Genomic DNA, 13,860 nt, shown 5'->3' with positions numbered 1-13,860 from the left:
GGCGGTGGTCGAGACCGCGCCGACGGCGATCAGGCTGGCGAGCGCAAGGCGCATAGGCTGGTTATCCCCAACAAGACGAGAGGTCGGCATTAAAACCGACAAGGTGTCCCTCGCAACCCTTATGGCGACGGATTGCGGCGGAGATTGGGTCACAAGTGTAATTTTTATCGTCCGCGCCTACCGCGCCCGCGCTTTTGGGGCGAATAATGCGCTAATCGACCCCGGTCGCGCTCCAGACGCCCAGTTCGTTCCCGGACGGATCGGTGAAGTGGAACCGGCGGCCGCCGGGGAAGGCGAAGATTGGGGCGGTGATCACGCCGCCGGCCTTGACCACCTTGTCCAGCATGGCTTCCAGGTCGTGGGCGTATATAATGACCAGCGGACGGTCGGTCGAGCCGTCCTGGGGCTTGGCGAAACCGCCGTCGGCGCCCTGTCCCTCGAAGGCCGCATAGTCGGGGCCGTAATCGACGAAGCTCCAGCCGAACGCGGCCGCGTAGAACGCCTTGGTTCCGGGTAGGTCGCCGCCCGGCCATTCGATGTAGTCGATCTTGCCGTCCTCGCGCATGGCGTCCTCCAGGAAATCGTTCTTTATTTGTTCTAATGCGCCGTCACGGCAGAGTCCAGACGCTGGTGCGCTTGACGGCCAGGTCCTCTAGTTCGCGCGTCGTCGGCACCTGGTACTCGGCCAGCTTCTCGAGGCCGTCCTTCGGGAAATAGGTGCGGCCCGGATCGCCGATCAGCACGCGGGCGCCGGCCTCGCGGCCGCGCCGCAGCCAGGCCATCACGGCCTCGGCCATCGGCCGCTCGTAGCAGATGTCGCCGGCCAGGAGGACGTCGGCCGGCGGCGGCGGGGCGTTCAGCAGGTTCTGGTCGGTGAAGTCGACCGAGACCGCGTTGGCCTCGGCGTTCAGCCCCACGGCGGCCTCGCAGAAGACGTCGATGTCCGTGGCCAGCACCCGGCGCGCCCCGGCCTTCATCGCCGCGATGGCGACGATGCCCGAGCCCGTGGCGAAATCGACGACTCGCTGGCCGGCGACGATATCGGGATGGTCGAGGACATAGCGCGCCAGGGCCTGGCCGCCCGCCCAGGCGAAGGCCCAGAAAGGGGGCGGCAGGCCGATCTCTTCCAGCGCCTCCTCGGTCAGCCGCCAGATCGGCGTGACCTCGTCGGCCAGATGCAGCGAGAGTTCCGGCGTATGCGGCGGCGCCTGGAGGCGGGTGTTCTCGCGGATGAAGGCGCGGCGGCCGGGAAGGGTCTGGACGATCATGACCGCCTTAGAGCACGGCGCTCGTCAGGCGGCGACCGCCGGTCGGCTCGTGGCCGCCTTCAGCACCGTCAGATAGCCCGGCGCGGTCAGCATCCGGTCGGTCAGGCCCTTCTTTTCCAGCAACCGGTGCGCCATCGGCAGGTTCCAGCACGGGGTGTGCATGAACATGTGGTGCTCGGCGTGGAAGTTGACGTGGTAGGGCGCGATCAGGGCGCGTTCGATCAGGTTGGCGCGCGTGGTGCGGGCGTGGCGGAACGGGTCGGGCTCGTCCTTGGCCACCAGGGCGTGCTCGGCGATGTTGCGCAGGCGCGTGACCAGCGGGAACCAGGTGGCCATCGGCACGATCCACAGCGCCAGCCAGGCCCACCACAGGCCCATGGCGCTCAGAACGGCGAGGATGCCGAGGTTCCAGATCAGGAACGGTCCCTGCCGCGCGACCTCGCCGGCGAAGATCGCGCCCTTCGGCTGGTCGCCGGCCGCCTTCATCTTTCCGAACAGCGGGCCGAAGCGCTGCTTGAAGAACGTCTGGCCCGTGAGGTCGCGGATGATCTTGCGGCGCAGGGACGCCCGGGTGGTCGGGAACGGCGCCGACAGGATCAGGTCCGGGTCCTCGGCCTGTTGGGCGTACTTGTGGTGGGTCAGGTGATAGGGACGATACTTGGCCAGCGACGCGCCCGTCGGCGCCGCGCACAGCCATTCGCCCAGCCAGTCATTGACCTTGAGGTTCGGATGCAGGCCGCCGTGCGCGGCCTCGTGCATCAGGATGGCCAGGCCCAGCTGCCGCGCGCCGATCAGCATGACGGCGAGGACATAGGTCAGCGGATTGGGGAAGAGGACGAACATCGCTCCGGCGGCGATGATCACGGCCCAGGCGTGAACCACCATCGCGATCCCGCGCCAGGACGAGCGCGCGGAAATCCTCGCCCACTCGTCGACGGTGAACAGGTCCTGGGGTTTGACGCGCGCGGCGACGGCCATGGAACGATCATCGCACATTCAGCTTAGAGCTGACAGCCTGACCCGACGTCATAGCCCGGAGCCGCCGATGCGCCGTCTGATCCCCGCCCTCGTCCTCGCCGCGACCGGTCTTGGCGCCGCCCTGCCGGCCGCCGCCGCCAGCTTCGACTGCAACCGGGCCCGCGCGCCCGACGAGCGGGCGATCTGCGCCTACCGGCCGCTGAACGATCAGGACGTCCGCGTCGGCCAGCTCTACGACATCACCCGTCACCTCGTGCCGATGGGCGGGCGCGACGCCATCATGGACCAGCAGCGCGCCTGGCTGAGGTCGCGGGCGACCTGCGGCGCCAACCGGGCCTGCCTGGCTCGCAGCTACGACCAGCGGCTGGGCGAGCTGAACGCGGTGATGGAGCGTGTCTACCGCCAGGGACCGTTCTAATCTTGGTTAGAAGCTGACGCCCGGCTTCCAGAACCCGGCGACCAGGCCGGCGAAGACCATCAGTCCGGCCAAGGCGTTTGACTTGAAGAGCTTCAGCGCGCCGGGACCGTCGTCCAGCCGCACGGCGGCGGCCTGGCGCGACAGGTGCAGGGCGAAGGCGCCGGCCAGCGGCAGGAACAATGGACCGATGTTCCCGACCCACGCCGCGGCGATCACCAGCGCGAACGACGCGGCGTAGAAGCCCGCGACGCCCAGCCGGACGTGTCGGCCCAAGCGCCGGGTCGAGGACTTGATCCCAGCCAGGGCGTCGTCCTCGATATCCTGGATCGCGTAGATCGTGTCGTAGCCGAGGGTCCAGAAAATCCCGGAGGCATAGAGCAGGGCGGCCGACCATGAAAGATGGTGGGTGGCGGCGGCGTAGCCCAGCAGGGCGCCCCAGTTGAAGGTCAGGCCCAGCCAAGCCTGCGGCCACCAGGTGATCCGCTTCATGAACGGGTAGCCGGCCACCAAGCCTAGCGACAGCACCCCCAGTCCGATCGCCACCCAGCCCAGGGTCAGCAAAATCATCAGGCTGACCAGGCTGCAGCCGACCAGGAACATCCAGGCCTGCTTCACGCTGATCTGCCCCGCCGGGATCGGCCGCATCGCGGTGCGCGCCACCTGGGCGTCGAAGTCGCGGTCGACGATGTCGTTGAAGGCGCAGCCCGCCGCCCGCATCAGGGCCGCGCCGACGAACACCGCCAGCAGCAGCAGCGGGTCGGGCCAGCGGCCGCGCTCGGCGGCGGCCAGGGCGATCCCCTGCCAGCCCGGCAGCATCAGCAGCCAGATCCCCGCCGGACGGTCAAAGCGGCCCAGCTTCAGCCACGGGCGCAAGCGTTCGGGCGCATGGCGGTCGACCCAGTTGCTGGCGACGGCGTCGGGCAGGATCGTGGTCGTCGAGGTGCTCATGGACGCGAGGCATAACCCGCAATCGCGCCGGGCGAAAAGGTGGAATAGGAAACTTCGATCTCATCGAGAGGAAGGATCGATTGGATTTATCATCGGCGGTCGGCGAAGCTCTTCTCGCAAATCGTTCGCAGGAGAGACCGACATGTCCGCCACCGCCTTTCGCCTGACCGGCTGGAGCCTGCTGCTGGCGGGCGTCGGCGCCGGGATCGTCCTGCCGCACCCGGCGACGACCGCGCTGTGGACCGCGTCGGCCAGGCTGTTCGCCCGGGCCGGCGATCGCGCGATGGTCGATCGCCTGACCTCGGCGACCAAGTTCGGTCCCCGCGTCCGACGCCGTCTCGCCGGCCGCCCCGCCTACCGCGTCGGCGGCGTCGCGGAAGCCTTCTGAGGCCTCCGCCCCTGGGATATGGCGGCAAAAGGCCCTATCTCCCCCGCCATGACCGACACTTTCGATGACGAGGACGAAACCGGCGCCCGCGCGCGCGCGCTGTCGAACCGCCAGGTGCTGGGCTTCATCGCTCGGTTCTGGCGGCGCCGGCCGGTGCTGTTTGGCCTGGGCGTCGGCCTGACCCTGGTGGCGATCGGCTTCGACCTGGCCTTGCCGTGGGCGTCCGGACGGCTGGTCGACACCGTCGCCAACCGGGGCGCGCCCAGTGTCGCCTGGTCGGCCTGGATGGCCTTTGTCGGCGTCTATCTGGGCTTTTCCCTGGTGCGGAACCTGGCCATGCGGTTCTGGATCCCGCTGGCCGCCCGAAACATGGAAGAGATGACCAACGAGGGCTTCGCCAAGGTGCAGGCCTTCTCGTCGGACTGGCACGCCGACAGTTTCGCCGGCGCGACCGTGCGCAAGCTGACCCGCGCCATGTGGGGCTATGACAGCGTCACCGACGCGGTGACGATCTGGCTGGGGCCAGGCGTCATCGTGCTGGTCGGTCTCTCGATCGCCATGTTGATCCGCCAGCCCGCGGCGGGCGTGATCTCGCTGGTCGTGGTGATCGCCTATCTAGCCGTCAACTTGCTGGTCACCGAGCGCTATGTCCGGCCCAGCAACCTGCGGTCCAACGCCCTGGACTCCCGCATCGGCGGGGCCCTGGCCGACGCCGTCACCTCCAATCCCACCGTCAAGAGCTTCGGCGCCGAGCGGCGCGAGGCCGAGCGCCTGGCCAAGGTCACCGCCGCCTGGCGCGACGCGGTGATGGTCACCTGGAACCGCTTCACCGACGTCTGGCTGGGCCAGAACCTGCTGCTGGTGCTTCTGCAGGCGGGCCTGACCGGATCCATGGTCTGGGCGTGGGCGCACGGGACCGCCACGCCCGGCGACGTCGCCTTCGCAATCACCGCCTTCATGCTGATGAGCGGCTATCTGCGGAACCTGGGCGAGAACATCCGGATGCTGCAGAAGGGCCTGGACGACGCCGAGGACGTCGCGGCGTGGAAACGGCTGGAGCCGCAGATCGCCGACGCCCCCGGCGCGCCCGACTTCGAGCCGGGTCCCGGCGCGATCGAGTTCCGGGATGTGACCTTCCGCTACAAGGCCGCCGGCGCGCCGCTGTACGACCGCTTCTCCCTGAAGATCGCGCCCGGCGAGCGCGTGGCGCTGGTGGGGCCGACGGGCTCGGGCAAGTCGACCTTCGTCAAGCTGGTCCAGCGCCTGCACGACCTGCAGGACGGCGCGATCCTGATCGACGGCCAGGACGTCTCGAAGGTGACCCAGGCGTCCTTGCGCCGCGCCATCGCGGTGGTGCCGCAGGATCCGGCCCTGTTCCATCGCTCGCTGCTGGAGAACATCGCCTACGGCAAGCCCGACGCCACCCGCGAGGAGGTCGAGGCGGCGGCCAGGAAGGCGCGCGCCCACGACTTCATCCTGAAGTTGCCCCAGGGCTACGACACCCTGGTCGGCGAGCGCGGCGTCAAGCTGTCGGGCGGCGAGCGCCAGCGCGTGGCCATCGCCCGCGCGTTCCTGGCGGACGCGCCGATCCTGGTGCTGGATGAGGCCACCTCATCGCTGGACGTCGAGACCGAGGGCCAGGTCCAGGCCGCCGCCGAGGCGCTGATGGAGGGGCGGACCACGATCGTCATCGCCCACCGCCTGTCGACCGTGCGCGGCGCCGACCGGATCCTGGTGTTCCAGAAGGGCCGCGTCGTCGAGGAAGGCCGCCATGCCGAGCTGAAGGCCAAGGGCGGGGTCTACGCCCGGCTCAACGCGATCAGCGAGGGCGTGGCGTAGGCCGGATATCGGTCGGCAGCCAGACGCCCGCCCCCTTCGGCGCCGTGTTGGCGCAGCCTTCGCCGGCCGGAACCAGCGGCAGGCGCTGATCGCCGATGAGGAGGTCGCGGCGAGGCGTCGGCGCGTCCAGGCGCGCGGCCCCAGCCTTCAGCGCCGCGTCGATATCGACGCCGGGGCAGGTCGAAGCGGCCTGGGCCACGCGACGCCAGCCGTGCTCGCCGGCCTTGAAGACGTCGAAGCCCGCCCCGCCGGCCAGCAGCACTTCGTCGACTCCGTCGCCGTCGACATCGACCACCAGGGCCGCGCACTGCATCCCGGCGAAGGTGCAGCTGGAATCCGAGCTGTCAGCCGTCCAGTCCTGGGCCTTGAAGCTGTCGGGCAGGGTCTTGCCGACGGGATAGACCTTCATGTTGGCGAAGTCGGGACCGCGCTTGGCTGGCGCGAAGGTCTTTTCCTTCTGGGCCGCCGTGTCGGCGGCCCGCCGGGCGATCTCGGCCCGAGGGTTGGTCTTAAGGCGATCCAGCGCCTCGCGCCCATAGCGGCCGGCGTCGAAGCGCAAGAAGGCGTAGTCGAACCGGTCGGGCGCGATCTTGCCGGCGTTCAGGCGTTGGACCTGGCTGTTGACCGACAGCCGCGCCGGATCGCCTACCGGCGTGAACAGACCGATCAGCAGCAGCACCGCCGCCAGGGCCATGACGAGGTTGGTCGGCTCCAGCGTCTTCATCCAGGCGCCGGGCCTCAGGGCGGCGAAGCCATAGCCGATCGCGTAGCCCGCCGAGATGATCACGAAGGCGCCGGCATAGACCCGCTCGGGCGTCAGGCCGTACTGGTCGATCCGCAGATGGAGGGCGTAGGCGGCCAGGAGGGTGATCGGGATCAGCAGCAGGCCCGCGATCCGCGCCGACCAGCGCAGCACGGCGTGGCCGGGTTCGGTTCCGTCCTGATAGGCGGCGTTGACCAGGACGATCAGGTGGGCGGCGGCCGAGAGCAGCAGGGCGGTGGCGGCCTTGGTCTTCCACAACGGCGCCAAGCCCGTAAAGGGCAGGCTGGCCAGGAAGCCGGCGGCGATCAGGGTCATCAGCGGCAGCAGCCAGGCCAACAGGGTCAGGGCCACGCCGCGCACCCCGCGCACCAGGCCAGCGCGGACGTCGGTCAGCTGCACGGCGACGGCGAACATCACGCAGGTGGCCGGCATGAAGAACGCTGCCTCGCTGATCAGCTTCTGGATGGCGTCGATGCCGATCAGCTTGAACAGCGCGCCGCCTAGGGCCAGCAGCAGCCAGAACACGCCGGTGAAGGCCAGCGAGAGGGCCAACTGCGCGCCGTGCGTCCAGGCCAGGTCGAAATAGTCCGCATAGGGGGCGACGGGCTTGCCGACCGCCTCCGCCGGTTGGACCAGATGATGGGCGATGAACAGCAGCGCCGCCACGGCGGGGAACACCGCTGGCGACAGGGCGCCGGCGCCGACCGCGCCGGGCTGCTGACCGGTCCAGGCGGCGTGGATGGCGAGGATGGCCGCCAGCGTGGCGGCCGCGGCGGTCCAGACCAGGAGGGGCGCGCGGCGCATGGCCGACAGCCCCGCCAGAGGGATCAGCGGAACGGTCAGGGCGCAGACCAGCAGCGGGCCGAACAGCAGAGGCGCGGTCGCCGGCCAGGTCTTGGCGTCGTCGGCCCGGTGCAACAGGAAGAGAACGATCCCTTGAACCAGGCCGATGGCCAGTCGGGCGACGGCGGCGGTTCGCGTCTGCTTGGCCTCGGCGGCGTCCATGTCCAGCGTCTCCCCTTGTTGGCCCGACAGCAGCACGCTCACACGCGGTTGTGAAGCGCGGCCGGGCGCCTTAGCAATTTCGACCTCAGTCGAGGGGTGAACATGAAACAGTCTTTCAAGGCGGGCGTCGCGAGCTTGCTGGCCGCCGCGTTGATCGGGGCCGGGCCGGCCCTGGCCGAGGAGAAGGGCGGCGACAAGCCGGCCGCCGAGGCCAAGAGCGACATCAGCCTGCCGCCGCTGCCGGCCGACAAGTCGGTCAAGCAGACCATGGTCCTGGGCGGCAAGACCCTGTCCTACACCGCCACGGTCGGCTCGCTGCCGGTGCGCGACGGCAAGGGCAAGGTCATCGCCGACGTCGTCTTCACCGCCTACACGCTGGACGGCGCGGCGCCGGGAACCAAGCGGCCCGTCACCTTCGCGTTCAACGGCGGACCGGGCGCGGCCTCGGTCTATCTGAACCTCGGCGCCATCGGGCCCAAGCGCGTGCAGTTCGGCGCGGCCGGCGACGCCCCCTCCGATTCGCCGGCCCTGATCGACAATCCCGCCTCTTGGCTGGACTTCACCGACCTCGTCTTCATTGATCCGGTCGGCACGGGCTATTCCCGCTCGCTGGTCGATCTGGAGACCACCAAGAAGACGTTCTTCGGCGTCGACTCCGACATCGCCTATCTGTCGCGGGTGGTCTTCGACTGGCTGGTCAAGAACGGCCGCATGGCCTCGCCCAAGTACGTGACCGGCGAGAGCTATGGCGGCTTCCGCGCGCCGCGCATCACCTACGCCCTGCAGACTGAGTACGGCGTCGGCGTCAGCGGCGTGGTGATGGTCTCGCCGTTCCTGGACGCCAAGGCCGAGGTCGGCGGCGACTTCTCGCCGATGCCCTGGATCACCTCTCTGCCGTCGATGGCCGCCGCCGAACTGGAGCGTCAGGGCAAGCCGATCGGCGCCCAGGCCATGGCTCCGATCGAGGCCTTCGCCCGCGGCGACATGGTCGTCGACCTGCTGAAGGGCTCGTCCGACGAAGCCGCCTTCAACGATCTGGTGACCCACGTGGCGACCTATACGGGCCTGGATCCGCGCCTGGTCCGCACCCTGGGCGGCCGGATCGACAGCCAGACCTATCTGCGCGAGCGCCGCCGGGCCGAGGGCAAGATCGGCAGCTGGTACGACAGCAACGTCGTCGCCGACGATCCCTTCCCGTGGTCGGCCGACCGGCGTAGCGGCGACCCGATCCTCGACTCGATCATCGCCCCGACCACCAGCGCCTATGTCGACTTCGCCACGCGCGTCGTCGGCTGGAAGGCCGAGGGGCGCTACAACGCCCTCAGCGGCGAGGTCGGCGAGAACTGGGAGAAGAACTGGTTCAGCTCGGCCGAGTCGGTCACCGCCTTCCGCAAGGCCGTCGCCGCCGATCCGAAGATGAAGGTGCTGGTCGTCCACGGTTATGGCGACCTGTCGTGCCCCTACTTCGTCTCGCGCCTCGTGATCGACCAGATGCCCAAGACCGCCGCTGGCCGCGTTAGGCTGAGCGTCTATCCGGGCGGCCACATGTTCTACAGCCGCCCCGACAGCGGCGCGGCCTTCCGCAAGGACGTAGCGGCGCTGTTCGAGGCGAAATAGCCCCCTCTCACCCTAAACCCGATTTCCCCGGCGAAAGCCGGGGCCCAGATTCAGCCCGAGCGGTTGGGGATGACGCGCCAACGATCCGGCGATCATCCCAGATGTTGATGGGTTCGATCTGGGTCCCGGCTTTCGCCGGGAAGGTCGGATCGAGGGGGCTATCGCGCCAGCCGTCCGTCCTCCAGGGCGCGGGGTTCGAACGAGAAGATCACGTTCGGGTCGGGCCGGGCGACGCCCTTGATTAGCTTCTTCTCGCCGGAGGCGTGCAGCAGCCAGCGGATGACGTTGAGGCGGGCTTCCTTCTTGTGGTCGGCCCGCACGCAGACCCAGGGCGAGACGTCGCTGTGGGTGCGCATCAGCATCTCGTCGCGGGCCTTGGTGTAGTCGTCCCACTTGTCCTGGGCGACCTTGTCGAGCTCGCTGGTCTTGAACGCCTTCAGCGGATCGTCGCGCCGGGCCTTCAGGCGCTCGGCCTGGACCTCGCGGGTGATGTCCAACCAGAACTTGACGAACCGCACGCCGTTGTCGACCAGCATCCGTTCGAAGGCCGGCACGTCCTTCAGGAACTGCTCCTGCTGCTCGGGCGTCGAGAAGCCCATCACCCGCTCGACCCCGGCGCGGTTGTACCAGGAGCGGTTGAAGATCACCGTCTCGCCGCCCGCCGGCAGGTATTCGACATAGCGCTGGAAGTACCACTCCGTGAGTTCGCGCGCGTTCGGCTTGGGCAGGGCGACCACCGTCGTGTCGCGCTTGGACAGATGCTCGGTGACCCGGGCGATCACGCCGTCCTTGCCGGCGGCGTCGCGGCCCTCGAAGATCACCAGCGTCTTCCAGCCCTCCTTCATCGCCTTCTTCTGGGTGGCGATCAGGGCCAGCTGCAGCTGGGCCAGCTCGTTCTCGTAGTCGTCTTGCTTGCTCATGACGTCAGCCTACCCCCGGAAAGGCGAGATGAGCTAGAAGGACGTCATGATCCGTCTGTTTGTTCCCAACGACCTCTCGGCCGGCGTCGGCGTCGTTCCGACCGTCGACCAGTCCCGTTACCTGACCTCGGTCATGCGGCTGTCGGTCGGCGACGAGCTCCTGCTGTTCAATGGCCGCGACGGCGAGTGGCGCGCGAGCCTCGTCGAGGCGACCAAGCGCGGCTGCCTGCTGAAGGCCGAGGAACAGACCCGTCCGATGGCGATGGGTCCCGACCTCGACCTGATCATCGCCATGGTCAAGCGCGGGCGGGTCGAGACCATCGTGGAGAAGGCGGCCGAGCTGGGCGCGCGCCGGGTTCGCCTGACAGTGACGCGGCGAACCAATGTCGACTTCGTCAAGCTGGGCCGCCTGGACGCCATCGCCATGGAGGCCGCCGAACAGACCGGTCGTTTGGACGTGCCCGAGATCGCCGATCCGGAGAAGCTGGACAAGATCCTGGACGCGTGGGACCCGTCCCGCCGCTTGGTGTTCTGCGACGAGGGCGGCGACGCCAGGCCGGCGATCGAGGCCCTGGCTGGAACCGGCGCGCCGGCGGCGATCCTGATCGGTCCGGAAGGCGGCTTCGCGCCGGAGGAACGCGAACGACTGAGGGCGCTTTCCTTCGTCACGCCCGTGTCGTTGGGACCGCGCATCCTGCGCGCCGACACGGCCGCGATTTCGGCCATGACGCTCTGGCAAGCCGCCGCCGGCGACTGGCGTTAGGCTGGCCAGGAAAGATTATGCTCAAGGCGCCCCCTTGAGGTTCTCAAAGAAAACGCCCAACTGGGCGTGACCGAGTAGTATCGCCGTCGGCGGAGAGATTGGGCCCTCTCCTCCAGCATCATCGCAAACCCTGGGGAGGGACGGCTTGCATGGCCGACACCGCTAGCGTCCAGGAGCGTCAGCTGACGCTCGCCGACCTGACCGACTATTTCGCGCGGGGCAGCAAGCCTCGCGAGCGTTTCCGCGTCGGCGCCGAACACGAGAAGTTCGGCTTCTATCTCGGCTCTCACGCGCCGGCGCCCTACGAGGGCGACAAGGGCGTTCACGCCTTGCTGACGGGTCTTCAGCGCTTCGGCTGGACGCCGGTCATGGAAGGCGAGACCATCATCGGGCTGGAGCGCAACGGCGCCAATGTCAGCCTGGAGCCGGGCGGCCAGTTCGAGCTGTCGGGCGCGCCGCTGGCGACCATGCACGAGATCTGCGCGGAGACCGGCCAGCACCTGGACGAGGTCAAGACCGTGGCCGACGAATTGGGCCTGGGCTTCGTGGGCCTGGGCTTCTCGCCGCTATGGAAGCGCGAGGAGGTGCCGGTCATGCCCAAGGGCCGGTACGTGATCATGCGCAACTACATGCCGAAGGTCGGGAATCTCGGCCTCGACATGATGCTGCGCACCTGCACGGTGCAGGCCAATCTGGACTTCTCCAGCGAAGCCGACATGGTCGCCAAGTTCCGCATGAGCCTGGCCCTGCAGCCGATCGCCACCGCCTTGTTCGCCAACTCCCCGTTCACGGAAGGCAAGCCGAACGGCTTCCTGTCGGCCCGGGCCAATGTCTGGACCGACACCGACCCGAACCGCACGGGCCTATTGGACTTCGTGTTCGAGGACGGCTTCGACTTCGAGCGCTACGCCCGCTACGCCCTCGACGTGCCGATGTATTTCGTCAAGCGCGGCGACACGTACATCGATGTCGCCGGCCGCAGCTTCCGCGACTTCATCGAGGGCAAGCTGCCCGAGCTGCCGGGCGAGATCGCCACGATGAAGGACTGGGCCGATCACACGACCACGGCCTTCCCCGAAGTGCGCCTGAAGACCTATCTGGAGATGCGCGGCGCCGACGCCGGCCCGTGGAGCCGCCTGTGCGCTCTGCCGGCCCTGTGGACCGGCGTCTTCTATGACGACGCGGCCCTGGCGGCGGCCTGGGACCTCTGCAAGGACTGGACGATCGAGGATCGCGAGGGCCTGCGCCGCGATGTGCCGAGGCTGGGGCTGAAGGCCCAGGTGGCGGGGCGCGGCGTCCGCGACGTCGCCCGCGACTTCGTGGCCATCGCCAAGTCGGGCCTGAAGAACCGCGCCTACATGAACGGCGGCTTCCTGGACGAGACGATCTATCTCGGCGAACTGGAAGAGATCGCCGACAGCGGCGTCACGCCGGCCGAACGCCTGCTGTCGCTGTACAATGGCGAATGGCGCGGCGACATCGGTCGCCTTTTCACCGATTTCGCCTACTGAGCGGGTTGTCGTCAGCCCTGGCCGTGGCGGGCAATTCGTGACGTTATGAAGTTAATCTTCATAACGAGGCGTTCAATGCGTTTCTTCCTGCTTGTCCTCGCGCTCCTGGCCGCGCCGGCCGCCGTTCAGGCCCAGGCCGCCGCGCCGGACTACACCTGCGTCGCAAAGGACGCCGACCTGCCGCCGGAGCTGGGGGCTTGGCGGGACAAGGCCCCGCTCGCGGCCGCCCGCGGCGTGTCGGGGCTAGATAAGGCCGTTCTGGCGCCCGGGAAGGCCTATGCGGCGACCCTGAGCCCGGCGGCGGACGTTACCTATCCGGTCAAGCCCGACCGTCCGGCCATCCCGGACGCCAAGGGCGGGCTTTTGGCCTTCGACGCGCCCGTGGCGGGGACTTACGCCGTCGCGCTGGGCGCGGGCGCGTGGGTCGATGTGATCAGGGACGGCGTCGCGCTGCGCTCGACCGCTCACGGCCACGGACCCGCCTGTTCAACGGTCCGCAAGATCGTCAACTTCGATCTGCGACCCGGCCGCTACGTGATCCAGATCGCGTCGAGCGTCGAGACGACGCTTCCGATCCTGGTGACGGTCAAACCCTAAAGGACGACTCGGACCGCCGCGATGATCGCCGCCCATAATCCGATCGTGGCGGCGAGGGCCAGCAGGCGGCCCCAGGCGAAGCGGCGGACGGGACGTTCGGCCGAGGCGTGAACCGCGGACGTCCGATGATACGTGACGTAGGCCATGGCTTCCTCCGCGCTCCTCTGACGGGAGCGGCCTTACAAGGCAGCGCTTCCAGGCGTTAACGGGCGCTTAAGAAACGCCTACAGCGACCCGGTGTCGCGGTAGGGGCGATCGACATCGCGTTCGACGTGGTCGGGATCGGGCGTCTCGACATTGGGGGGCCAAGGCTCGGCCTGGCTGCGGCCCGAACCGCTGTCGGTATGACGAACCACGTCGTCGACGTCGACGGCCGTCGTCTCGGTCGTCGCGCGGTCGCCCAGTTGGAACTCCACGTGCTCGGGGTAGAAGGCGACGCGGCCCGCGATCGCCTCCACGGCCGGGAAAGGGGTCTCGTAGGACCATACCGCGTTCTCGATCAGATAGCCGTCGCGATAGATCGTGAAGTACGAGGCGTCGCCCTTATAGGGGCAGTGGGTCACCTTGTCGGTCCGTCGCAGGAAGGCCATCCGCACGTGGTCGCGCGGAAAGTAGAAGACCGGCGGATAACTGGCCTCCCGCAGCACCAGAACATCGTCGCTGTCGGCGATCTCGTGGCCCGCGAACAGCGCGCGCACGGCGTTCGGGGCCGGGGTGATGGTGATCGGGTGGGTCTCGTCGGGGATCTTCATGCCGGGCTCCCGTCCGTGGAATAGGGTCGCCTGGAGAAACGCATGGGGTTTCGGCCAAGCTCCGGACAAAGATGGGCGCGGCCGGGGCGGCGG

15 protein-coding genes are annotated in these 13,860 nt (G+C 68.6%); 7 read left to right on the top strand and 8 right to left on the bottom strand.

Translation table 11 applies throughout. The annotated features are described in order from the left end of the window. Window positions 1-211 precede the first annotated feature (211 nt). From FCU40_RS14575 to FCU40_RS14565, 3 genes are read right to left on the bottom strand one after another with little or no spacing between them, the layout of a single operon-like run. Complete coding sequence (locus FCU40_RS14575) at window positions 212-565, bottom strand: VOC family protein (protein WP_168075844.1); 354 nt, start codon at window positions 563-565, stop codon at window positions 212-214. 43 nt (window positions 566-608) lie between these two features. Beyond that, window positions 609-1,268, bottom strand: coding sequence for a methyltransferase (locus FCU40_RS14570; protein WP_168075843.1), 660 nt, complete (start codon window positions 1,266-1,268; stop codon window positions 609-611). Between the two features lie 24 nt (window positions 1,269-1,292). Beyond that, window positions 1,293-2,246 (bottom strand): fatty acid desaturase family protein, encoded by a 954-nt coding sequence (locus FCU40_RS14565; RefSeq protein WP_168075842.1) that lies wholly within the window; start codon window positions 2,244-2,246, stop codon window positions 1,293-1,295. 67 nt (window positions 2,247-2,313) lie between these two features. Between FCU40_RS14565 and FCU40_RS14560 the strand changes: the two genes are divergently transcribed. Next, complete coding sequence (locus tag FCU40_RS14560; protein WP_168075841.1) at window positions 2,314-2,664, top strand: hypothetical protein; 351 nt, start codon at window positions 2,314-2,316, stop codon at window positions 2,662-2,664. 6 nt (window positions 2,665-2,670) lie between these two features. Here FCU40_RS14560 and ubiA read toward each other — a convergent pair whose 3' ends face one another. Beyond that, the gene (gene ubiA, locus FCU40_RS14555; RefSeq protein ID WP_168075840.1) at window positions 2,671-3,612 is read right to left on the bottom strand and encodes a 4-hydroxybenzoate octaprenyltransferase; all 942 of its coding nucleotides are present in this window, start codon (window positions 3,610-3,612) and stop codon (window positions 2,671-2,673) included. A 142-nt stretch (window positions 3,613-3,754) separates the two neighbouring features. Here ubiA and FCU40_RS14550 point away from each other — a divergent pair, with 142 nt between their 5' ends. Beyond that, window positions 3,755-4,000: a hypothetical protein gene (locus FCU40_RS14550; RefSeq protein ID WP_004623340.1), complete on the top strand. Its 246-nt coding sequence runs from the start codon at window positions 3,755-3,757 to the stop codon at window positions 3,998-4,000. 48 nt (window positions 4,001-4,048) lie between these two features. Continuing rightward, window positions 4,049-5,839: an ABC transporter ATP-binding protein gene (locus FCU40_RS14545; RefSeq protein ID WP_168075838.1), complete on the top strand. Its 1,791-nt coding sequence runs from the start codon at window positions 4,049-4,051 to the stop codon at window positions 5,837-5,839. Here FCU40_RS14545 and FCU40_RS14540 read toward each other — a convergent pair. Then, window positions 5,820-7,607 (bottom strand): DUF4153 domain-containing protein, encoded by a 1,788-nt coding sequence (locus FCU40_RS14540; protein ID WP_168075836.1) that lies wholly within the window; start codon window positions 7,605-7,607, stop codon window positions 5,820-5,822. The genes FCU40_RS14545 and FCU40_RS14540 overlap by 20 nt on opposite strands. 102 nt (window positions 7,608-7,709) lie before the next feature. Between FCU40_RS14540 and FCU40_RS14535 the strand changes: the two genes are divergently transcribed. Continuing rightward, the gene (locus tag FCU40_RS14535) at window positions 7,710-9,224 is read left to right on the top strand and encodes a peptidase S10 (RefSeq protein ID WP_168075834.1); all 1,515 of its coding nucleotides are present in this window, start codon (window positions 7,710-7,712) and stop codon (window positions 9,222-9,224) included. A gap of 158 nt (window positions 9,225-9,382) precedes the next feature. On the opposite strand, the gene ppk2 is transcribed toward FCU40_RS14535, so the two are convergent. After that, window positions 9,383-10,144: a polyphosphate kinase 2 gene (gene ppk2, locus FCU40_RS14530; protein ID WP_004623348.1), complete on the bottom strand. Its 762-nt coding sequence runs from the start codon at window positions 10,142-10,144 to the stop codon at window positions 9,383-9,385. Window positions 10,145-10,190: 46 nt separating this feature from the next. Between ppk2 and FCU40_RS14525 the strand changes: the two genes are divergently transcribed. The 3 genes from FCU40_RS14525 (at window position 10,191) to FCU40_RS14515 (ending at window position 13,015) form a co-directional block, all read left to right on the top strand. Beyond that, a complete protein-coding gene (locus FCU40_RS14525; RefSeq protein ID WP_168075832.1) occupies window positions 10,191-10,907 on the top strand; it encodes a 16S rRNA (uracil(1498)-N(3))-methyltransferase in 717 nt (238 codons plus the stop codon). Window positions 10,908-11,056: 149 nt separating this feature from the next. Beyond that, a complete protein-coding gene (locus tag FCU40_RS14520) occupies window positions 11,057-12,418 on the top strand; it encodes a glutamate--cysteine ligase (RefSeq protein ID WP_168075830.1) in 1,362 nt (453 codons plus the stop codon). 75 nt (window positions 12,419-12,493) lie between these two features. Continuing rightward, window positions 12,494-13,015, top strand: coding sequence for a homogentisate 1,2-dioxygenase (locus FCU40_RS14515; RefSeq protein WP_168075828.1), 522 nt, complete (start codon window positions 12,494-12,496; stop codon window positions 13,013-13,015). On the opposite strand, the gene FCU40_RS14510 is transcribed toward FCU40_RS14515, so the two are convergent. Both FCU40_RS14510 and FCU40_RS14505 read right to left on the bottom strand, forming a co-directional pair. Further along, a complete protein-coding gene (locus tag FCU40_RS14510; RefSeq protein ID WP_168075827.1) occupies window positions 13,012-13,161 on the bottom strand; it encodes a hypothetical protein in 150 nt (49 codons plus the stop codon). The genes FCU40_RS14515 and FCU40_RS14510 overlap by 4 nt on opposite strands. 78 nt (window positions 13,162-13,239) lie before the next feature. Continuing rightward, on the bottom strand, window positions 13,240-13,767 hold the full coding sequence (locus FCU40_RS14505) for a DUF427 domain-containing protein (RefSeq protein WP_168075826.1): 528 nt from the start codon (window positions 13,765-13,767) through the stop codon (window positions 13,240-13,242). Window positions 13,768-13,860: the final 93 nt, after the last annotated feature.

The sequence above is a fragment of the Caulobacter sp. SSI4214 genome (assembly GCF_012184455.1).
In the GTDB taxonomy this organism is placed as follows: Bacteria; Pseudomonadota; Alphaproteobacteria; order Caulobacterales; family Caulobacteraceae; genus Caulobacter; species Caulobacter vibrioides_E.
Note: the sequence above shows the minus strand (reverse complement) of the source record. Positions and strands in the feature narration are given on the sequence as shown.